Here is a 19,575-nt window from a genome sequence, read left to right on the forward strand (position 1 = left end):
TCAACGTGCTTTGTGCCCATCATGAACAAACCTTCGCTTAGAAATTGGCTGATCGACAGGCCGTCCGCGTCGCCGGAGAGCCTGATCGTCCGATGCTTGCGCGAGCGCGGCGTGCTTTCTGCGTCGCAAATTACCCGCATTACCGGTTTGGCGCGGTCGACGGTTTCAACCGCGCTCAACGGCTTGAGAAAATCTGGGATGGTGATCGAATCCTCGGCCCATCATGACGCGGCGAGGGGTATCGGCAGGCCTGCCACGACATTGACGCTCAATCCCGCTGCGGGCACCTGCGTCGGCATCCATCTGGGCCTCGACGAGATGCGGTGTGTCGTCGCTGACGTCTCGCATTCTTTCGTTGCCGAACAAACTATCCCCATGGGTCTGGACTACCAGCCGCAACAGGCGGCCCAGCTCGCCAAGTCAGTAATTGCCCGATGCTACGAAGAGAACGGTCTGCCGATGGCGGGGCTCCTGGGGGTTGGGGTCTCCGTCTCGGGCCCAGTCAGCCGCGAAGGAGTGGTGCTGCGCGCGAGTATCGTTCCGACCTGGGCCGGGGTCAACATCCGCGATGTGTTCGGGCCGGTCCTTGAACAGCCGATCTTCGCCGACAATGAGAGCAACTGCTCGGCCATTGCCGAGCTGATGTGGGGTGCTGCCGTCGGCCAGGACGATTTCGTGCTGTTCAAGGTCGATCTGGGCGTCGGCGGGGCCATTGTCCAGCACGGTCGGCTGGTGAGCGGCATCGCCGGCGGCGCCGGCGAATTCGGGCACATTAGCATCGATCCCGGCGGCGACCTTTGCCGGTGCGGCAATCGAGGATGCCTGGAGCTCTATGCCAGCTTTGCCCGACCGCTCGAGCAGATTTCGCGCATCGTGCGGCGGCCGGTCACGATGGACGACGTGATCATGATGGCCGAGCAGGGCGACGTGAGGGCGCTGCGGATGATCGAGGACACCGCCGAGTTTGCCGGCCGTGGCCTTGGCCTGATCGGTTCGGTTCTCAATCCGCCGCTCATCATCATCGGCGGCCGCATGGCCTTGGCGGGCGACATTCTCCTGGCGCCACTGATCGCATCATATGAACGCCACACGCTCATCAAGTCCCGCGATGTGGCGCCTGCGCTGCGCACGCGGATAATCGTTGGCAAGCACACGGAGAACGATGCATTGCTCGGCGCGGTCGGCCTCGTGCTGCGCCACAACAGCCGGCTTCAGTGACCCGGCTTGCGCTCTGATTTTGCGAGCTGCTCGCCGAAGCAGCGGAACTGATGTTTGCCTACGCGACACGCACCGTGCGCTGCCTCGGCTTGATCGCGGTGGCGAGCAGCAGGCCGGCGATGATGAAGGCGGCGCCGGCGAGATCGTAGTCGTGCAAGCTTTCGCCAAGGACCAGATAAGCGAGAACGGCGACGAAGGCGGTCTGGAGATAGAGCAGCATGCTGGCGCGCCCCGCACCAAGCGTCTCGACGCTACGGTTGTAGAGATAGTACATCAGAGCGCCGCCGGGGCCGGCAACATAGGCGAGAGCCAGAAGGCCGTTCGCATGCAGCGCTGAACGATCCCCGGAAAACAGTTCCCAGAGATAGAAGGGCAGTGCGGCCAGCGCGCCGGCTCCCAGCAGCAGGACCACCATCGGCAGAAGCTCGATAGCGAATTTGGCGCGACGCAGCAGCACGGTGTAGAGGCCCCAACAAAACGCGCTGCCGACGATCCACAACTCGCCGGGATTGAACTGCAGCTGCATCAGCGCGGCAAGGTCGCCGCGCGCCACGATCACCACCATCCCAGCCAGAGCGACCAGCGCTCCAAGCGCTTTCCAGACACCGAGGGGCTCGCCGAGCACGAAGCGGGCAAGCACCATGGTCATGATCGGCGACAGCGCCATGATGATGCCGGCGGTTGTCGCGTTGGTGTAGTTGAGGCCCGTGTAGATCATGCCCTGACACAAGGTTAGCCCGATAGTGCCGATGACCAGCACCTCGATCACCCGGGATTGGATCAGCACGAGCATCGCCCCGTGATGACGATGGACGATAGGCAGCAGGATCGCGCACGCGAGCGTCAGCCGCCAGAAGCAGAGCGCCCAAGGCGGCATCTCGGGGGCAACCCACTTGGCGGCGATATAGACGCCGGCCGACAGGAGCCAGCAGAGCGTCGCGAGGGAATAGGCGAGCGGAAGTGATGCGCCGGGTGTCGCCTTCGCTACACTTGGATGTGCTATCGGCAGCGATTGGATATCCGTCTCCTCCCACCGCAGACTTTAGCAGATTTGCAGCGTCTTGCTAAGCAGCAACAACAGCTGTTTCACCAGCTGGTGCAATCGGTGGGTCATTGTGGGTCCCGCCGTTCACGGTCTCCTTCCATTCGAACGCATGTTGGCCCATGATTCATATTGCGCGACAGATATTCGCGCGGTTGCCACAATCTTCTCGCGCCATATTTCTACCGAGCGCAGATCTGTCGCGAATTCCTGGCCCTGGGATCACGAGCGCCGCTGTTTCGAGGCAATTGGAAGAATAAGCCACTGACTTCCGTTTGCACAAAGAGCGCGACACAAATCCATGCGGAGGACGTCCGATGCATGCCGGCTTCCCAGGAAGCGTACTCGTAGCGGTGTTGGGCACCGTCATGGCGAGCTGCGCTGGCATTCCGGCGCAAAAAACTGGTGCAATAACCGGCTATGGCCCCAACCCCACTTTACCGAAACCAAGACCGACGCTGATCCCGACTGTTAACATCGCCGAGGCGAAAGGCTGGCAGAAAGAAGGTATGCCGACCCCGGCGAAGGGGCTGACAGTGAACGCCTTCGCCACCGGCCTCGATCATCCGCGCTGGCTACATGTGCTTCCGAACGGCGACGTGCTGGTTGCTGAAACCAATGCCCCTGCCAAGCATGACGAAGGCTTCAGTCTTAGAAAGGTCTTCATGGACCTGGCTATGAAGCGGGCTGGCGCCGCGACCAAAAGCGCCAACCGCATCACGCTCCTGCGCGACACCGATGGCGACGGCATTGCGGATGTACGCACGACGTTCGCGGAAGGCCTCAATTCGCCCTTCGGCATGACGCTGTCCAAAGGCAAACTCTTTGTCGCGAATACCGACGCGCTGGTCGCTTTCCCCTACTCCAATGGCCAGACCCGAGTCAGCACGTCGCCGGAAAAGATCATCGACTTGCCGGCCGGGGACCTCAACCATCATTGGACCAAGGACGTGATCGCAACTCCGGATGGACGCAAGCTCTATGTCACCGTTGGTTCCAACAGCAACGTTGGAGAAAACGGCATAGCCGCGGAGAAGAACCGCGCCGCTGTCCTTGAAGTGGATCGGTCTACCCGCCGCACTCGGGTCTTCGCCTCGGGCCTGCGCAACCCGAACGGGCTCTCCTGGAATCCTGAGACTGGCCAGCTTTGGGTCGCCGTGAACGAGCGTGACGAGATCGGCGACGACCTTGTGCCGGATTACATGACCTCGGTTCGTGACGGCGCTTTCTACGGCTGGCCCTACAGCTACTACGGACAGAACGTCGACGAACGTGCCAAGCCGCAGCGCCCCGATCTCGTGGCGGCAGCGATCAAGCCCGATTACGCCCTGGGCTCTCATACCGCCTCGCTGGGACTGACCTTCTCCAAAGGCGCGCGGCTCGGTCCGGCCTACGGCAACGGCGCCTTCGTCGGCCAGCACGGCTCGTGGAATAGAAGCGTGCACAGCGGCTACAAGGTCATCTTCGTGCCGTTCCATGGTGGCAAACCGAGCGGTCTCCCGAAGGACGTGCTCACTGGCTTCATCGGGCGGAATGGCACGGCGATGGGCCGTCCGGTCGGCGTTGTTATCGATCAGGCCGGCGCACTGCTCGTCGCCGACGACGTCGGTAATGTCATCTGGCGGGTCCGCCGGGCGAATGGCCGTTGAGCGCAGGTGGCCTTTCTGATTCCGACCTCACCAGCCTTCGGCTACAGCGCCACGCCCGATATGGCTGCATTCGGCGGAGACGGATATCCTAAACAATTAGCTAGCAGCACGCCCGAAGATAGTCGTGTCAAGCATGCTTGCGCCCGCCTGCCTCGCGGAAACAGCTGTCAGGATAGGGATACCACCAGCCCTGAATCTCCGGTCTGTGGTCGATGATGACCATCTTCGAGCGGCGGAATGCATCCAGACCCTGGCGGCCGAGCTCGCGGCCGAGGCCCGAAGCCTTCCAGCCCCCGAACGGCAACGCGTCATTGTCTATCAGCGGATTGTTGACCCAGACCATGCCGGCCTCGAGCCGCTCCGCGGCCTCATGCGCTTCGGCAAGATCGGTGGTGAAGACCGAGGCGCCGAGACCGAAGGGGCTGTCGTTGGCAAGCTCTATCGCCTCGTTGAAATCCTTGACCCGGCAGATTGCGGCGACCGGCCCGAAACACTCTTCGCGCACGATTGCCATATCGGCGGTGATGCCGGTCAGGATGGTCGGCTCGTAGAACCAGCCTACATTATGTGCCGGCGGAATGCGTCCGCCGGTGATCGCTTTGGCACCGCTGCGGATCGCATCGTCGACCAGCCGGATGACCTTCGCACGCGCGGCCTCGCTGACCAGCGGTCCGATCTCGGTTTTGTCGAGGCCGTTGCCGATACGCAGCGCGCGCGTTTTCTCGGCAAACAGATCGACGAAGCGGTCGTGAACGGCATCAACCACGAAGAACCGTTCGGCCGAAGTGCAGACCTGGCCAGTGAGATGGAAGGCAGCCGTGACGCTGCCGGCAGCCGCCACGTCCAGGGGGGCGTGTTGGCTGATGATCAGGGGATCGCTGCCGCCGGCCTCGATGACGCAAGGCTTCATGCGCTCTGCACATGCGACGGCGACAGCCTTGCCGGCGGCGACCGAACCGGTGAAAGCAACCGCATGCGTGCGGTCCGAGGCGATCAGCGCCTGCGCCGTTGCTGCTCCGCCTGGCATGCAGGAAACCAGGCCCTCCGGCAGGGAGCGGAACACGGTCATATAATCCAGCGTCGACAATGTTGTCGCTTCGGCGGGCTTGATCACGCAGGCATTGCCGGCGGCAAGCGAGGCGGCGACGGTCCAGCACATCAACAGGATCGGAAAATTGTAAGGCATGATGTGCACCGACGTGCCGTAGGGCTCGTAGCGGGCATACTGGAACGAACCGGCCTGCGTCGTGCCGGCGATCTTGCCGGCGTCGTCACGCGCCATTTCGGCGTAATAGCGGAAGATCGGCGCGCAATTGGCGATCTCGCCGATCGCCTCCGGATAGGGTTTGCCCATCTCGTGCACCATCAGCTCGGCGCAGCGCGTGAAGTCGGCCGCTTCGATGGCGTTCGCGACGGCGTGCAGATGCCGGGCACGGCTCTTGGCGTCGAGCTTTTTCCAGGCCGTTTGCGCCTTGGTCGCTGCGGTGAGCACGGCGTCGATCTCGCCGTCGCTGGCTGCGGTGATCGCGCCGACGGTTTCGAGCGTCGCCGGATCGATCACCGGTTTTGCCGCACCAGTCATTGGCCGATAATCCGGATTGACGAAGAAGGTCGGCCGGTCGGGTGAAAAGTCCATTCTGTCCTCCCGTGTGCACGGAACCTTTTTGAGAATTCACCCTGCCGAGACAGGCGGCGTGGTTTTCGAGAACCGAAGCGGAGCGGACATTAAAGTGCGTGAGCATCGGAAGAAACGGCGTCAGGTGTCCGGTAGGGTAGAATTATCGAGAAGGTTCAGCGGATCATGTAAACTTTCTTGATGGTCTCGTGGACGGTGCAGACGCCCTTCCAGTCCTGCGGAAAGAACGCTGCGGTGTCCGGTTCGATCTCGATCACCTCGCCGGATTCGTGGACATAGGTGCAGCGTCCCTCGAGGAAATGGCAGAACTCGTCGCGGGTGACGTGGCAGCGCCATTTGCCCGGCGTGCAGACCCACAGTCCGCATTCGGAGCGGCCCTCCGGCCCCTTGTGCAGCAGCTTGCCGGAAGTGCGGGATTCGCCCTCGATCAGGGTGGGGATGACGCCCCAGTCGACCAGGTCGGTGAGGGCGAGCGGCGATTTCATGATCGGTGTCGGCATGTCGGGAGCTCCAGTGGCCGGCTTTAGGCCAGCATGTAAAAGTTGCGGATGGTCTCGTGGACGGTGCATTCGCCGGTCCAACCGGCCGGGAACATGACAACCGTGGCGGCGGATACCTCGATCACCTCGCCGTCGTCCGATCTGTAGGTCGCGCGGCCGGCAACGAAACGGCACAATTCGTCGCGCGGAATCGCCAGCCGCCAGCGACCGGGCGTGCAGACCCAGATGCCGGATTCCGGCTGGTTGTTCGGCCCTTTGTGCACCAGCCTGCCGGTGGAATGCGAAGCGCCTTCCAGCGCATCGGGCTGGGTGCCCCAGTCGACGAGGTCGGTGCGGGTCGAGGCTTGGTGGAGGTGTGGGGCTGAGATCACAGCAATTTCTCCAGCAGTACCGCCGCTTTCTCCGGGCCGTTCTGCGACTGCATCTGGGCCGACGTCTTGGCCAGCTTGGCCTTGATTGCCGGGTCGGTCAGGCAGGTTTCGATCCTGGCGATGAGCTCGGCGTCGCTCCAGTCGTAGCGCGGCATGCCGAAGCCGTGGCCGGTCTCCTCGACCCGCGTCGCATTGTCGTGGCCGTCCCAGACGTAGGGCATGATGATCGCCGGCTTGCCGAAATACAGGCACTCAGTGAACGAGTTGTTGCCGCCATGATGGATCACCGCATCGACCTGCGGGATGACCGAGGGCTGCGGGAACCAGCTCTCGACGATGACGTTTTCGGGCACTTGCGCGTACTGCTCCTTGTAGCCGCCGACATTGACCAGCGCCCGGTAGCGCGTCTTGCCCAACGTTGCGACGATGCGCTTCAGCAGATCGACATCGCCGGCGCCAAGGCTGCCGAAGGAAACATAGAGCAGCGGCCCGTCATTATTCTTCGCAAAAACCGGCACGGTGTAGGGCTTCTCCTGCCGCACGCAGCCTTCCAGATATTGGAATTTTGCCGGGTCGAGCGGATAGCGGCGCTTGAACTTCGCCGCCTCGGGATAGAGCAGCAGATTGAGGTACGGCGAGGCCTCGAAGAACTGGCCGATCGGATACGGCGCTTCGTTGTTCGCTTTCAAAAACGCATTGAAGTCGTCATGGATCGGCTTGATGACGGCGTTGAAATGGTCGCGGTAACGCCGATGGCAGGCGTGGTCGTTCTCGCCGCAGCCGGACAGATGTGGCGGGACGTCCTCGTCCTCGATCTCGTTTTCCGAGCAGGAGATGACGCGCACCCAGGGCTTGCCATACTGCTTGATTGCCGGGAACAGGATGACGTTGTCGACGCAGATGACATCAGGCTTGATCGTCGCAAGCACGCCAGGCAGATCCTTCTCAGCCCATTTGGCGCTGTCGACGATCGCCGTCCAGCAATCCTTCACGTAATTGTCGACCTGGTCGTAGGGCGATTTGCGGAAGTTCGGGATGTGGCCGTTGATGAAGTCTTCCCAGAACTTGGCCATCTGTTCCGGCGGCAGCGGCTCGGACAGGTTCACCGGATGAGCCTCGAAGTCGTAGCCCTTGTAGACGTCGACGAAGCCGGGGTCCGACAGGAACACCGCTCTGTGGCCGCGCGCCTCGATGGCCTGGGCTATGCCGACGGAATTGAGCGCGGGGCCATAGGCGGCCTCCGGAAAGAACGCGATCGTCTTCTGCGCCATGAGAGGTTCTCCTTTCGATCAATCTGCGAAAATTCTGACGTCAGCCGCATCCCAGCCGAGCTCGACTGTATCGCCCGACGAGACCGGGCGGCGATCGGCGGCGTCGGCGGTGACGCGCACCAGGAACGGCTTTGGCGACAGGGCGGTGCGGACGTGCAGCTGCAGATCGAGTCCCTGATAGGCCAGCGCCTCGACCGCGCCGAAGATACGGTTGGCCGTTTCTGCCGACGGGAACAGCCGGATGCGTTCGGGCCGCACTGAAGCTACCGCCGCAGCGCCGGGCGAAAGTGTTGCGGGAACATCGCCGGCGATCCGCACGCCGTTGCTTGCCAGCACGCCGTCGCCGACGGCTTTGCCCGGCACGAAATTCATGACGCCGATGAAGTCGGCGACGAAACGGTCCCCCGGGTGCTCGTAGACCGCATGGGGTGTATCGCATTGCAGCAGCTTGCCGTCCCTGAGCACTGCCATACGGTCGGCCATGACGAGCGATTCCTCCTGATCATGGGTGACGATGACGAAGGTGATGCCGACCTCGTGCTGCAGCCGCTTCAGCTCCAGTTGCATGGCCCCGCGCAATTTCTTGTCGAGTGCACCAAGAGGTTCGTCGAGCAGAAGCAGCCGTGGTCGCTTGACCAGCGCTCGGGCAAGCGCGACGCGCTGCTTCTGCCCGCCAGACAATTGCTCCGGCTTGCGGTCGGCGAAGGCAACGAGTTCGGTCGTCGCCAAAATGGCGTCGACACGGGAGCGGATTTCCTTTGCAGGCAAGCGTTCCATTTCGAGGCCGTAGGAAACATTCGCCCTGACGCTCATATGCGGAAACAGCGCATAGGACTGGAACATCAGATTGACCGGCCGCTTATTGGGCGGGGTCCTGGCGATGTCGCGGCCGTCGAGCAGGATGCGCCCGTCATTGGGCGTCTCAAAGCCGGCCAACATGCGCAGCAGCGTTGTCTTGCCGCAGCCCGAAGGTCCAAGCAAGGCGAAGAACTCGTTCTCGCGGATATCCAGCGAAATGCCGTCGACCGCCGTCACCCGGCCGAACTTCTTCGACACGTTGTCGATCGCCAGCAGCGTGCGGGGCTCGTTCATTGGCCGATCACTCCACGGTTGAGCCGCTGCGACAGGGTCAGCGCGGTGATTGAGACCGCCATGACGATAGTCGCCAATGCATTGATCTCCGGCGTGATGCCGAAGCGAATCATCGAATAGATCTGCATCGGCAGCGTGGTCGAGGCGCGGCCGGCGCCGGCGGTGAAGAAGGCGATGATGAATTCGTCGACCGAAAGGGTGAAGGCGAGCAGCGCGCCGGCGACGACGGCAGGCAGGATCACCGGCAACGTCACCCGCCGAAATGTCGTGAGCGCGGAAGCACCGAGATCGGCAGAGGCCTCGACGATCGACCAGTCGAAGCTTTTCAGCCGCGCGCGCACCACGGAGCAGACGAAGGCGAGATTGAAGACGACATGGGCGAGGATGATGGTGTGCAGGCCCAAGGTGAGATCAAGCATCGAGAAGAAGCTGAGCAGCGCGATCGCCAGCACGATGTCGGGAATGATCATCGGCGCAAAGATCAGCGCCTCGAGACCTTTGCCGTGTTGCCGGCGTATTTCGACGCCGATCGCCAGCAGCGTGCCGAGCAGCGTGGCGATGGCGGTCGAGACAAGCGCCACGATCAGTGTGTTGAGCGCGGCAGAAAGGATTGCGGCGTTTCCGATTAGCGAGACATACCATTTCAGCGAAAAGCCCGACCAGACGGTCGGCAGCCCGCCTTGGTTGAACGACAGCGCCACCAGCACGGCGATCGGGATGTAGAGGAAGGCCAGGACCAGTGAAAGCACGAGCCAGAGCGCGCGCCTCGTGGCGAGGGAGCGCTCAGCCATCGGCGCCTCCTCTCGCTTCGGCGGTGCGGCCCGAGGCGCGATCAGCAGCCAGGGCCTGCGCCGTCAGCACCAGCAGCATGATGGCGATCAGCACCATTGCCAGTGCCGCACCGAAGGGCCAGTCATTAGCCGTGAGGAACTGGTCGTAGACGAGATTGCCGATCATCTGGAAACGGCCGCCGCCGAGCAGCGCCGGCGTGACGAAATTGCCGATCGACAGCACGAAGACGAAAACCGCCCCGGCGGCGATACCCGGCATGGTCAGCGGCAGGATGACCCGGCGAAATGTGGTCACGGCCGACGCGCCGAGATCGCGCGAGGCCTCTGCGAGCTCCGGATTGAGCCGCGACAGCGGCGCGTAGCAGGCCAGGATGACGAAGGGCAGATAGTTGTAGACCAGACCGGCGATGACGGCGCCTTCGGTATAAAGCATCGACAGCGGCTCGCCGGTGTAGCCGAACCAGCGCAGCAGTTGTGTGATCAGCCCTTCGCGGTTGAGCAGCACGATCCAGGCATAGGTACGGATCAGGTAGTTGGACCAGAAGGGCAAGACGGCAAAGAACAGAAACACCGGCTGCAGTTGCCGGGGTGCTGCCGCGATCGCATAGGCGGCGGCATAGCCGATCACCACCGCGACCAGGGTTGCCGTGCCGGCAATGCGCGCCGAATTGAGGAAGATGCCGGCATAGAGCGGGTCGAACACCAGCCCGAAATTCTCCAGCGTGAAAGTGTAGTCGATGCCGCCATAGATGCCGCGCCGGAAGAAGGCGAGCGCCAGCACCAGCGCGCATGGCACGACCATCAAGGCGATGAGCCAGGCCAGCGCCGGCGTCATCAGCAAGGATGAGCGAAGTCTTGTTTGGGACAAGATTGCGGTACCGCATTCAACGGTCGGCGGCGAAAACCCCGCCGTCGACCGGGATCTCTGATTTTGATGTCGGTTATTGCGCGGCCTTGATTTCGCTGACGATCTTCGAGTAGTCGCGTTGGGCATCGCCGACATCGCGCAACTGCTCGAACTTGACCAACTCTGCCACCGGCATGCTCATATTGGGAAATTTGGCGAGAAAATCCGCCGGCAGGCTTTCCATAGCCGGCTTGTTCGGTACCTTGTAGTCGATGTTCTGGGCCGCCCAGGCGTGGTTCTTGGCGTCCAGCATGAAGTTGATGAACTGGAAGGCGGCGTCCTTGTTGGCCGATGCCTTCATCACGACCATCGTATCGACCCAGAGATCCGAGCCTTCTTTCGGTATGGTGTATTTAATTTGTGGATTCTCGGCGATCCCGTAATTGCACCAGCCATCCCAGGCCTGAACCATCAGCGCCTCGCCCGAGACCAGCTTTGAATAAAAGGTCGTGTCGTCATAGGCCAGCAAGGTCTTCTTGGCCGAGATCAGCAGGTCCTTGACTTCGCCGAGCTTTGCCGGATCGGTCTCGTTCACCGAATAGCCCTTGGCGAGTTGGCCGGCGGCAAGCAGCCAGCGGTCGGTCGCCAGCATCGTCGTCTTGCCCTTGAGCGCATCGGACGGGGCGAGAAGGTCGTTCCAGCTCACCGGCTCCGCCTTCACCAGATCCGAACGGTAGCAAAGGCCGGTGGTGCCCCAAGTGTAGGGCACGGAAAAATTGTTGCCGGCGTCGTGCGGCAGCTTCGCCGCCTCGGGATAGAGATTGGCGAGGTTAGGGATATTGGCATGGTCGATCGCCTCGATCAGGCCGAGCTTGTTCAGCACTTCGGCGAAGGGCGAGGAGACGAAGACCACGTCATAGCCCTTGCCGCCGGACGCGACGAGCTTGCCCATGATCTCCTCGTTAGTGGCGTGAACCACGACTTCACCGGAGACACCGGTCGCCGCCTTGAAAGCTTTCATGGCATCCGGCGCCATGTAGCCGTCCCAGTTGGAGATAACGAGGTCGGAGGCAGCCGCCGGCGCTGACAGCGCCAGGCCAAGGCCAAGTGCGATCAAGGATTTCCTTAACGGACGGTGCCGCAGGGTGGTGGTGGTCATGACAGACTCCCATTCTGGTTGATCATCGAACTTAGTCGTCGGACCAGCGCTTGCAGCCGTAGCCGCTTTGATCCTGTTCCCCAGTCTTTTATTGCCGATTGATCTCACAGTACTATTGCAGAAAAAAGTACGTCAATCCATAATTTGTCAACTACGGTGAATCCCGGCCGATCGCATCCGCAAGGGCAATCGGCCAAACCTCAGCCGCCAAGTCCTTCATGAGAATTGCCATGCAAGTTGCAGCTCGACGTCCCCGCACCAACCATCTCGACCTTGCACAGCGCATTCTCGATGTGGCCCGGAAACGCGGCTTTGAACCCGGCGCTCATCTCCCGGAGCAGCAGATCGCTTCGCTCTGCAACGTATCCCGAACTCCGGTGCGGGCCGCGCTGCGTCTGCTCACTGAAAAAGGCGTAGTTCAATGGGAGGCTGAGTCCGGCTATCGCTTGGCCGTAGACCTCACGAGCCAGGCGACCGTCGCCGCCGACCTGCCGAGCGCCGAGGAGGATGAACTTGCCGACATGATCCTGCGAGACCGCTCGGCGCGCCGGCTGGACCAGACGGTCACCGTCGGCGCCCTGATGCGACGGTATAATGCCGAGCGCAGGACGGTACTAAAATCGCTGAAGAAACTGGCCGAGGAAAATCTTCTGGACCGCGCGCCGGGGCAGTCCTGGCTTTTCAGGAGAGTGCCGGACGATCCTGGCGCACAAGGGGAGAGCTATGAATTCCGGCTGTTGCTGGAACCCGCCGCCCTTCTGGCGCCTGGGTTCCGGCTGGATGGGACGCGCGCGGCAGCCTTGCGACAGGGCATGGAAATGCTGCTGGCTCTGCCCGACGCGGCATTCGATTCCAGAGAGTTCCAACGGCTGGACATCGATTTTCACGGGATGATCGCCGGTGGCTCCGCCAACCGCTTCGTCGCCGAGGCGTTGGCCGATCATCTCAGGCTGCGCCGGCTGCCGGGAACGTATGCCGGCGTCAATGTCTTCCGGCTGAAGCAATCATTGCGCGAGCATCTGACCATACTCGACCATCTGGAGAGCCAGCAGTACGAGGTTGCAGCCGATCTGCTTCGGGTCCATCTGCGGCTTTCCCGCAGCCAGCGACCGCAGGCGGCTAGTCGCGGGGCGCCCGCGCTGTTCGGCATGATCAGCCGGCCGGAATAACGAGGATCATGCGCAAAGGCAGCCCGACCATCGCACTGTTTCCGGAAGCGAGCTTCGGCGCTGCGCTGAATTGCGTTGGCATAGCGCAGGCCCTGCGCGCTCGTGGCGCCCGTCCAGTGTTCATCTGCCATGCCGGCTTTTCTGGCGTGTTCGCCGACTATGGGTTTCAGGAATACCAGTTGCCGACTGACGATCCGTTGACCGACAGCGAACGCCAGAGCTACTGGCAGGCCTTCGTGCGCCGTCATCTGCCGCATTTCAGGCTGAGCCCCATCGATCAGCTCGAAACCTACGTTGCCCCGACCTGGCAAGCAATCGTAGACACTGCGGTCAACGCCGAGGCGCCGCTGCGCCAATTGCTGGCGCGGCTGAAGCCGGACGCCGTGGTGCTCGACAACGTCGTCATGTTCCCGGCATTGGCGACCGCCGGCTGCCCGTGGGTGCGCGTCGTCTCCTGCGCCGAAACCGAGCTTCCCGATGCCAATGTGCCACCCTATCTGTCCGGTCTCGCCGCCGACGACCCGAGCCGCGCGGTCTTCGAGGCGCGCTACCTGGCAGCGGTCGCTCCGGCCCATGACCGCTTCAATCGGCTTCGGACCGACGCCGGTCTTGCGCCCTTGCCAACGGGTCTTTTTCTGGAACCTTCGCCCGCCCTCAATCTGCTGCTGACCCCAACGATTGTGCGAAGGCAGCGCGCCGAGCCGCTCGACCCTGCCAGCTTCGTCTATCTCGAAGGCTGCGTCCGCTCGGAAGGGCCGTTCGACGTACCGGTCTTTCCGCGCAATGGCGGACCGCTGGTTTATGTCAGTTTCGGTAGTCTTGGCGCCATGGATGTCGGCCTGATCCAGCGCATGCTCGCCGTTTTCGACAGGCTGCCGGCCCGCTTCATTGTCAATGCCGGAGGTCTGCGCGACAGCTATCGCGCCGTTCCGGACAATGTCTATCTCGACGCCTGGTTTCCACAGCCTTCCGTCGTGGCGAAATGCGACCTCTTCATTCATCATGGCGGCAACAACAGCTTTTGCGAAGCACTGCGTTTCGGCGTGCCGTCGCTGGTCATGCCCTATTGCTGGGACGGGCATGACAATGCGCAACGTGCCGAGGAAACCGGCGTCGGGCGCCACATCAGCCGCGATGGCTGGACGGAAGACGAATTGGAGCGAAGCATTCTTGGCCTGATGGCCGATGCTGCAATGCGCGCACGCCTCCGGGAGAATGCAGTGCATATGGCGCTGACACCCGGAACGGACGTGGCTGCCGAAGCCATTCTCGCTCTCGCAAGGACCCGACCTGATGCTTGACACCACAACAACTGATGCCTCGACCATGAACGGCACCAACGACCCGAAAGACTGGTTGGCCGCTCACGCTGTCAGCGAGGTCGAGTGCCTGGTGCCCGACATGAACGGCGTGCTGCGCGGCAAGGCCCTGCCAGCGGCCAAGTTCCTCAAGGCGATCGAGGACCGAGCACTCTATCTGCCGAGCAGCGCGTTCCTGGTCAGCATCGACGGCCGCTATTCCGGTTCCGTCGACGAGGGGTTCGCCTACCAGGACCCCGACATGCGGATGGTGCCGGATGTCGCAACACTCTGTCTGGCGCCCGGTGGCGGGCCAGGCAAGGCCTATGTCTTCGCCGATGCGTTCCACATGGACGACCGGCCGTGGATGGCTTCGTCGCGGCACGTGTTGCGGGCCGTGCTCGATCTATATCGCCAGCGCGGCTGGCGGGCAGTGGTGGCGCCGGAGCTTGAATTTTATCTCACCGCGCCCAATCCCGATCCCGACAGGCCGGTGACGGCGCCGGTCGGGCGCAATGGCCGCTCCGAAAGCGTGCAGCATCCCTATGACATGGCGGCACTGGAGCAATTCGAGCCGGTGATCCGGCGCCTCTATGACTATGCTGCGGCAGCCGGACTGCCGCTCGACACGCTCATCCATGAATCGGGCACGGCCCAACTGGAGATCAATTTCCTGCATGGCGACGCGCTGCCGCTGGCAGACAAGGTGTTGCTGTTCAAGCGAATGACGCGCCAGGCCGCGCAGGAAGGTGGCATGCAGGCGACCTTCATGGCCAAACCGATAGCCGCACAAGCCGGCAGCTCAATGCATCTCCACATGTCTGTCGTCGACGAGGCCGGCAACACGCTGTTTGCCGGGCGTGACGGCGCCGACACCGAGATGTTCGGGCATTTCATCGGCGGCCTGCAGAAATACATTCCCGAGGTGATGCCGCTGTTTGCGCCGAACGTGAATTCGTTCCGCCGCATCCGGCCGAACCACAGTGCACCCGCCAACATCGAGTGGTCGCACGACAACCGCTCCTGCGGCCTGCGTGTGCCGGCCGGCGGGCGCACCGCGCGGCGCGTGGAAAATCGGCTGCCCGGCGCCGATGCCAATCCCTATCTGGCGATAGCCGGCTCGCTGCTTTGCGGTTATCTCGGCGTCGAGGAGAAGATCGCTCGTTCGACGGAAGCGTCGGGCAATGCCTATCGCAGCAGGAGCACGCTGCCCAAAACCATGGAAGAGGCGCTCGACCGCTTCGCTGCGTGCGATCCGGTTCGGGCGGTGCTCGGCGAGGATTTCTTCCAGACCTATTTGCGCGTCAAGAGCGTTGAGCTCGACCTGTTCCAGAGCGTCGTCACCTCTTGGGAACGCGACCATCTGCTGCTCAAGGTGTGATGATGGGCTTCAATTCTGGGGGCTTCAACTCCGGCCTGGATATCGGCAAATCCTACTATGTCGCGACGGCCAATCCGGCTCCGGACCATCCGGCGCTGCAGGGCGACGTCGACGCCGATCTGGTGGTGGTCGGCGGCGGTTGTACCGGCCTCTCCGCAGCCTTTCATGCAGCCGAACGCGGCCTGAAGGTGGTGCTGCTCGAAGGCGGCAAGATCGGCTGGGGGGCGTCGGGGCGCAATGGCGGCCAGATGATCCCCGGCCTGCGCAAGGGCGCCAAGGGGCTGGTCAAGCTATATGGGCCGGAACGGGGGAGGGCGCTGTTCGATCTCGCCTTCGAGGCGCGGGCCCTCGTGCTCGGTCTGATCGAGCGCCATGCCATCGATTGCGACCTCAGGCTCACCGGCCATCTGGCCGGTGCGGTCAACGGTTCCGACCTGCGCGACCTCGAAGAAGAGGCCGAGTGCCTTTCTACGGTGATGAACTTTCATGATGTCGAGATGCTGTCGGCAGCGCAGGCGCGCGGAATGGTGAACACACCTTATCACGGCGCGATGTACGAGAAGCTCGGTGGCCATATGCATCCGCTGAACTACACGCTCGGTCTTGCTCGCGCCGCGGCTGCGGCGGGCGTCACCATCCACGAGAATTCGGTGGCGCTGCGGCTGGAGCGGGAACCTTCCCCCCGGGTTTCGACGGCCAAAGGCTCGGTGCGGGCCAGGCATGTCGTACTGGCCGGCGATGCGCTGCTCCACGGGCTTGAGCCGCGCGTCAACAGCCGCATCATGCCGGTCGGCAACTACATCATCGCCACCGAGCCGCTGGGCGACACGAGCGACGTCATCCCAAGCAATGTGGCCGTCTCCGACACGCGCTTCGTCGTCAATTACTACCGGCTGTCGGCGGATGGACGCCTGCTGTTCGGCGGCGGCGAGCGCTATACGCGGTCGCCGCCCGCCGACATTGCCGGCTTCGTGCGGCCGCACATGGAAAACACCTTTCCGCAATTGCGCGGCCGCCACATCGATCACGCCTGGGGCGGGCTGGTCTCGGTGACGACATCGCGCCTGCCGCATGTCGGTCGCTATGGCGACGTCTATTTTGCGCATGGCTATTCGGGCAAGGGGGTGATCCTGTCGACGCTGTCGGGTAAGCTGCTCGCTGAGGCGATCACCGGTGATGCTTCGCGGCTCGATCTGTTTTCGACCCTAAGCCCGCTGCCGTTCCCCGGCGGCACGGCGCTGCGCGGGCCGCTCTATGTGCTCGGCATGCTTTGGTACGCAATGCGTGACCGCATCAAACATTGAGCGCAGGCATGCGCAATGAGGCCGAGCGCCGCCACCAAGCGATTAACGGCTGATTTCGCGGCGGCATCCGACTTGATCGATGCTTGAATATGGTCCGCAGGCAATGGCCGCGAGTCGGTCCAGGCCCTGCTCCCGAAGCCTGAGCGCCGATAGACCTGCCTGCTATTTCCTCAGCTAATAGATCGATATGATTGCAGGATTAACCGTTTCATATCCCAGGCGCGGCTCCGATTTGTCTTTCGAAATCGCGCTGGAGACAGTTCCGGTTGAACTGCTATCCAATTTTGTTTCCCTGTTTTTCTTGATCGTGCTGCCCGACAGGTCGGCGCAGGCCGACGTTACTGCTGTACTGACCACCCTCTTTTTCTCGTGTGCAACGGCGGCGGTGGATACGGCCATCACAATTGCCGCACAAATAATCGTCAATCTCATTGATTCCCCCATTAGAGCACCGCAAACGTGTGGTCGACTGCCTTGAGACGCCGGCGAAGACGGTATTCGCGCCTGGCCGGCCCATGCAGCTTCCGACTGCACAAGATTGTAACTACATTAGCTGCAGCGCAAGTAACCATTTCGGACTAGGGAACGGGTTCCCCTTCGATCGAAAGCGCTGGGCTGCCGGCGAAAAAGCAGGCGTTTTAGCCGTTCTCGCCGCCGAGCGCCTTCCAATTTTGGGACAGAGGTTGGCTGATGCCGTTAAACTCACGGCTACGCATTGGTTGGATCTGTGCAGCGACAAGCCAACCTTGGCAAAGCCTCTACATAGTCACCTTCGGGCAGCACCAGTCTTGGAATTCACGCCCTCAAGCAAGGCGAGCAGGCCTTTCAGAATTTCGATTGGCGGCGGCGGACAACCTGGAATGTGCAGATCGACAGGCAAGGCCTCGGACACTCCGCGCACCACCGCATAGCTGCCGGCGAAACAGCCGCCATTGCCTGCGCAATCTCCCAGTGCGACCACCCATTTTGGGTTGGGTGTTGCGTCGTAGGTCCGCTTCAATGCCTCGCGCATGTTTTTTGTGACCGGCCCGGTGACGAGCAGTACATCGGCATGGCGCGGTGATGCGACGAACCGGATCCCAAAACGCTCGATGTCATAGAAGGCGTTGTTCAGCGCGTGCATCTCAAGTTCGCAGCCGTTGCAGGAACCGGCATCGACCGCCCGGATCGACAGGCTTCGCCCCAATCGTTTGTGAGCAGCCCCATCGAGCGCGCGTGCGAGTTCGTCGACTGCCGTGCTGCTTGCCAACGGCGGACGCTCGGTGAGAGGGGGGCGTATCAGGCTTTCAAAAAGAAGCTTGCGCATGACAGCGTGCCTTCAGAGATCATGGCCCGAATAAGAGCAGTTGAACGATTTGTTGCACAGCGGAAAGTCGGCAACGATGTTTCCTTCGATCGCCGCTTCAAGGAGCGGCCATTGAAACCATGACGGATCACGGAGGTGACAGCGCTCGACCAAGCCGCCCTTGCCAATGCGCAGCCAGGCCAGAATGTCGCCGCGGAAACCTTCGACGAGCGCCATGCCTTCATGCGATCGGTGTGTCTGCGCGAAATCGACGTGGATCGGTCCGTCTGGCAGTTGTCGCAGGACTTGTTCGATCAGGGACAGGCTCTGTTCGACCTCGTGGATACGAATCCATACACGGGCGTTCACATCGCCTTCCTGGAGGAGAGGTACATCGAAGGCGAGTTCGCCATAGGGTGGATAAGCGAGATTGCGTCGGGCATCGAAGTCCCGACCGGAGGCCCGGCCAACGTAGCCTCCGGCACGATATTGACGAGCGAGTTCCACTTTCAGCCGGCCAGTTGCGACAGTCCGATCCTGCAGCGACGCCGTGTTGTCGTAGAGCTCGACCAGCGCGGGAAACCGCTGCCTGATCTCTGCGATCAGGAACCTGAGAGCTGTCGTGCCCTCATCGCTCAGGAAGCTTGCCACGCCTCCGGGCACGATGCAGTCGCGCATCAAACGATGACCGAAGGCAGCATCGCTTGCCCGCAATACGCGCTCACGCAGCACCCCACAGTGGGCATGCATGAGCGCGAAGGCGGCATCATTGCAGATAGCGCCGATGTCGCCCAGATGATTGGCCAGGCGCTCCAACTCGGCCATGAGCGCTCGCAGCCAGACCGCGCGTGGGGGAACCTGGACACCCAGCGCCGCCTCGACCGCGCGGGCAAAAGCGAGGGAGTATGCCACGGTACTGTCGCCAGAGGTTCTGCCCGCCAATTTGGCTGCACGGTCGATGTCGGACCCCGCCATCAGGCCTTCTATACCTTTGTGCGCGTATCCGAGGCGCTGCTCCAGCCGGACGACCGTTTCACCGCTCGCCGTGAACCGGAAATGGCCCGGCTCGATGATGCCGGCATGCACGGGCCCGACCGGGATCTGATGCAGGCTCTCCCCCTCGGCAGGCAGGAAACTGTACGGGAAGGCTGTCGCAGCAGACGTCCGGACGCGGGTACTCAACGGATAGCTGACACCCCAATGGCCATGATCAAGCCACCGTCTCGTATCAGGCGCGCCTTGTGGCAGGAGCCCGAACAGGTCAGCAGCCGCACGTTCGAGCCGCAATGCGGGCGGATGCAGCCGGCCGACCGATGGGTAGCGGCCACTGGGGCATTCCAGGCTGACAACGCCGATGTCCCCGGCGCTTTCATCGAGAAGTGCCATGTGGACGGTGCCTGGCTCACCCCATAGGCCGAGCAAGCTCCAGTGGCCCTCGGCCAGTTGCTCGACGGCAAAGCCCCATTTTTTCGGAGTCACCACGGCGCGCGACCACGGGAAATGATTTTCGACACGTTGGCCAGCAAGGATGAGGTCGATCAGCGCGGGCATGCTCTTTCTCT

18 protein-coding genes are annotated in these 19,575 nt (G+C 62.4%); 6 read left to right on the plus strand and 12 right to left on the minus strand.

All coding sequences use genetic code 11. The features are described from left to right. Window positions 1–21: 21 nt before the first annotated feature. Window positions 22–1,218, plus strand: coding sequence for an ROK family transcriptional regulator (locus tag NKI67_RS01720; RefSeq protein ID WP_352586671.1), 1,197 nt, complete (start codon window positions 22–24; stop codon window positions 1,216–1,218). A 58-nt stretch (window positions 1,219–1,276) separates the two neighbouring features. On the opposite strand, the gene NKI67_RS01725 is transcribed toward NKI67_RS01720, so the two are convergent. After that, window positions 1,277–2,236 (minus strand): DMT family transporter, encoded by a 960-nt coding sequence (locus tag NKI67_RS01725; protein WP_352469816.1) that lies wholly within the window; start codon window positions 2,234–2,236, stop codon window positions 1,277–1,279. A gap of 341 nt (window positions 2,237–2,577) precedes the next feature. On the opposite strand from NKI67_RS01725, the gene NKI67_RS01730 reads away from it, so the two are divergent. Beyond that, the gene (locus NKI67_RS01730; RefSeq protein WP_352586673.1) at window positions 2,578–3,909 is read left to right on the plus strand and encodes a PQQ-dependent sugar dehydrogenase; all 1,332 of its coding nucleotides are present in this window, start codon (window positions 2,578–2,580) and stop codon (window positions 3,907–3,909) included. A gap of 127 nt (window positions 3,910–4,036) precedes the next feature. Here the strand turns inward: NKI67_RS01730 and NKI67_RS01735 are convergent, their stop codons facing one another. The 8 genes from NKI67_RS01735 to NKI67_RS01770 all read right to left on the minus strand — a co-directional run bounded on the left by NKI67_RS01735 (window position 4,037) and on the right by NKI67_RS01770 (window position 11,576). Then, window positions 4,037–5,545, minus strand: a complete 1,509-nt coding sequence (locus NKI67_RS01735) for an aldehyde dehydrogenase family protein (RefSeq protein ID WP_352586675.1) — start codon at window positions 5,543–5,545, stop codon at window positions 4,037–4,039. A gap of 155 nt (window positions 5,546–5,700) precedes the next feature. Then, a complete protein-coding gene (locus tag NKI67_RS01740) occupies window positions 5,701–6,045 on the minus strand; it encodes a cupin domain-containing protein (protein ID WP_352452935.1) in 345 nt (114 codons plus the stop codon). 23 nt (window positions 6,046–6,068) lie between these two features. Further along, a complete protein-coding gene (locus NKI67_RS01745) occupies window positions 6,069–6,416 on the minus strand; it encodes a cupin domain-containing protein (protein ID WP_352586677.1) in 348 nt (115 codons plus the stop codon). Next, window positions 6,413–7,687 (minus strand): glycosyltransferase, encoded by a 1,275-nt coding sequence (locus tag NKI67_RS01750; protein ID WP_352586679.1) that lies wholly within the window; start codon window positions 7,685–7,687, stop codon window positions 6,413–6,415. The genes NKI67_RS01745 and NKI67_RS01750 overlap by 4 nt, the downstream gene beginning before the upstream one ends. A gap of 18 nt (window positions 7,688–7,705) precedes the next feature. After that, a complete protein-coding gene (locus NKI67_RS01755; protein WP_352586681.1) occupies window positions 7,706–8,779 on the minus strand; it encodes an ABC transporter ATP-binding protein in 1,074 nt (357 codons plus the stop codon). Further along, window positions 8,776–9,570 (minus strand): ABC transporter permease, encoded by a 795-nt coding sequence (locus NKI67_RS01760; protein ID WP_352586683.1) that lies wholly within the window; start codon window positions 9,568–9,570, stop codon window positions 8,776–8,778. The genes NKI67_RS01755 and NKI67_RS01760 overlap by 4 nt, the downstream gene beginning before the upstream one ends. Further along, entirely contained in the window at window positions 9,563–10,405 is an 843-nt protein-coding gene (locus tag NKI67_RS01765) for an ABC transporter permease (protein ID WP_352644258.1), read from the minus strand. The genes NKI67_RS01760 and NKI67_RS01765 overlap by 8 nt, the downstream gene beginning before the upstream one ends. A gap of 106 nt (window positions 10,406–10,511) precedes the next feature. Next, window positions 10,512–11,576 (minus strand): polyamine ABC transporter substrate-binding protein, encoded by a 1,065-nt coding sequence (locus tag NKI67_RS01770; protein ID WP_352644203.1) that lies wholly within the window; start codon window positions 11,574–11,576, stop codon window positions 10,512–10,514. 230 nt (window positions 11,577–11,806) lie between these two features. On the opposite strand from NKI67_RS01770, the gene NKI67_RS01775 reads away from it, so the two are divergent. Genes NKI67_RS01775 through NKI67_RS01790 form a run of 4 tightly spaced genes read left to right on the plus strand, consistent with a single transcriptional unit; the run spans window position 11,807 to window position 16,728 of the window. Continuing rightward, window positions 11,807–12,745: a GntR family transcriptional regulator gene (locus NKI67_RS01775; RefSeq protein WP_352586687.1), complete on the plus strand. Its 939-nt coding sequence runs from the start codon at window positions 11,807–11,809 to the stop codon at window positions 12,743–12,745. Between the two features lie 5 nt (window positions 12,746–12,750). Further along, window positions 12,751–14,046 carry a glycosyltransferase gene (locus NKI67_RS01780; protein ID WP_352452939.1) on the plus strand — a complete coding sequence of 432 codons (1,296 nt, stop codon included), beginning with the start codon at window positions 12,751–12,753 and terminating at the stop codon, window positions 14,044–14,046. Further along, window positions 14,039–15,424 (plus strand): glutamine synthetase family protein, encoded by a 1,386-nt coding sequence (locus NKI67_RS01785; protein ID WP_352586689.1) that lies wholly within the window; start codon window positions 14,039–14,041, stop codon window positions 15,422–15,424. The genes NKI67_RS01780 and NKI67_RS01785 overlap by 8 nt, the downstream gene beginning before the upstream one ends. Then, window positions 15,424–16,728 (plus strand): NAD(P)/FAD-dependent oxidoreductase, encoded by a 1,305-nt coding sequence (locus NKI67_RS01790; protein ID WP_352644205.1) that lies wholly within the window; start codon window positions 15,424–15,426, stop codon window positions 16,726–16,728. The genes NKI67_RS01785 and NKI67_RS01790 overlap by 1 nt, the downstream gene beginning before the upstream one ends. Before the next feature lie 174 nt (window positions 16,729–16,902). Here NKI67_RS01790 and NKI67_RS01795 read toward each other — a convergent pair whose 3' ends face one another. From NKI67_RS01795 to NKI67_RS01805, 3 genes are all read right to left on the minus strand, one after another. Further along, a complete protein-coding gene (locus tag NKI67_RS01795) occupies window positions 16,903–17,160 on the minus strand; it encodes a hypothetical protein (protein ID WP_352644207.1) in 258 nt (85 codons plus the stop codon). A gap of 334 nt (window positions 17,161–17,494) precedes the next feature. After that, window positions 17,495–18,034: an NADH-quinone oxidoreductase subunit B family protein gene (locus NKI67_RS01800; protein WP_352452927.1), complete on the minus strand. Its 540-nt coding sequence runs from the start codon at window positions 18,032–18,034 to the stop codon at window positions 17,495–17,497. 12 nt (window positions 18,035–18,046) lie between these two features. After that, window positions 18,047–19,564: a hydrogenase large subunit gene (locus tag NKI67_RS01805; protein ID WP_352644209.1), complete on the minus strand. Its 1,518-nt coding sequence runs from the start codon at window positions 19,562–19,564 to the stop codon at window positions 18,047–18,049. Window positions 19,565–19,575: the final 11 nt, after the last annotated feature.

This window comes from Mesorhizobium sp. M0408 (genome assembly GCF_040321495.1).
GTDB lineage: Bacteria > Pseudomonadota > Alphaproteobacteria > Rhizobiales > Rhizobiaceae > Mesorhizobium.

Coding starts and splice junctions, on each gene's coding strand:
- NKI67_RS01720 (WP_352586671.1), top strand. CDS start 22: ATGAACAAACCTTCGCTTAGAAATTGGCTGATCGACAGGCCGTCCGCG.
- NKI67_RS01730 (WP_352586673.1), top strand. CDS start 2,578: ATGCATGCCGGCTTCCCAGGAAGCGTACTCGTAGCGGTGTTGGGCACC.
- NKI67_RS01735 (WP_352586675.1), bottom strand. CDS start 5,545: ATGGACTTTTCACCCGACCGGCCGACCTTCTTCGTCAATCCGGATTAT.
- NKI67_RS01740 (WP_352452935.1), bottom strand. CDS start 6,045: ATGCCGACACCGATCATGAAATCGCCGCTCGCCCTCACCGACCTGGTC.
- NKI67_RS01750 (WP_352586679.1), bottom strand. CDS start 7,687: ATGGCGCAGAAGACGATCGCGTTCTTTCCGGAGGCCGCCTATGGCCCC.
- NKI67_RS01755 (WP_352586681.1), bottom strand. CDS start 8,779: ATGAACGAGCCCCGCACGCTGCTGGCGATCGACAACGTGTCGAAGAAG.
- NKI67_RS01760 (WP_352586683.1), bottom strand. CDS start 9,570: ATGGCTGAGCGCTCCCTCGCCACGAGGCGCGCGCTCTGGCTCGTGCTT.
- NKI67_RS01765 (WP_352644258.1), bottom strand. CDS start 10,405: ATGACGCCGGCGCTGGCCTGGCTCATCGCCTTGATGGTCGTGCCATGC.
- NKI67_RS01770 (WP_352644203.1), bottom strand. CDS start 11,576: ATGACCACCACCACCCTGCGGCACCGTCCGTTAAGGAAATCCTTGATC.
- NKI67_RS01775 (WP_352586687.1), top strand. CDS start 11,807: ATGCAAGTTGCAGCTCGACGTCCCCGCACCAACCATCTCGACCTTGCA.
- NKI67_RS01785 (WP_352586689.1), top strand. CDS start 14,039: ATGCTTGACACCACAACAACTGATGCCTCGACCATGAACGGCACCAAC.
- NKI67_RS01790 (WP_352644205.1), top strand. CDS start 15,424: ATGATGGGCTTCAATTCTGGGGGCTTCAACTCCGGCCTGGATATCGGC.
- NKI67_RS01795 (WP_352644207.1), bottom strand. CDS start 17,160: ATGAGATTGACGATTATTTGTGCGGCAATTGTGATGGCCGTATCCACC.
- NKI67_RS01800 (WP_352452927.1), bottom strand. CDS start 18,034: ATGCGCAAGCTTCTTTTTGAAAGCCTGATACGCCCCCCTCTCACCGAG.
- NKI67_RS01805 (WP_352644209.1), bottom strand. CDS start 19,564: ATGCCCGCGCTGATCGACCTCATCCTTGCTGGCCAACGTGTCGAAAAT.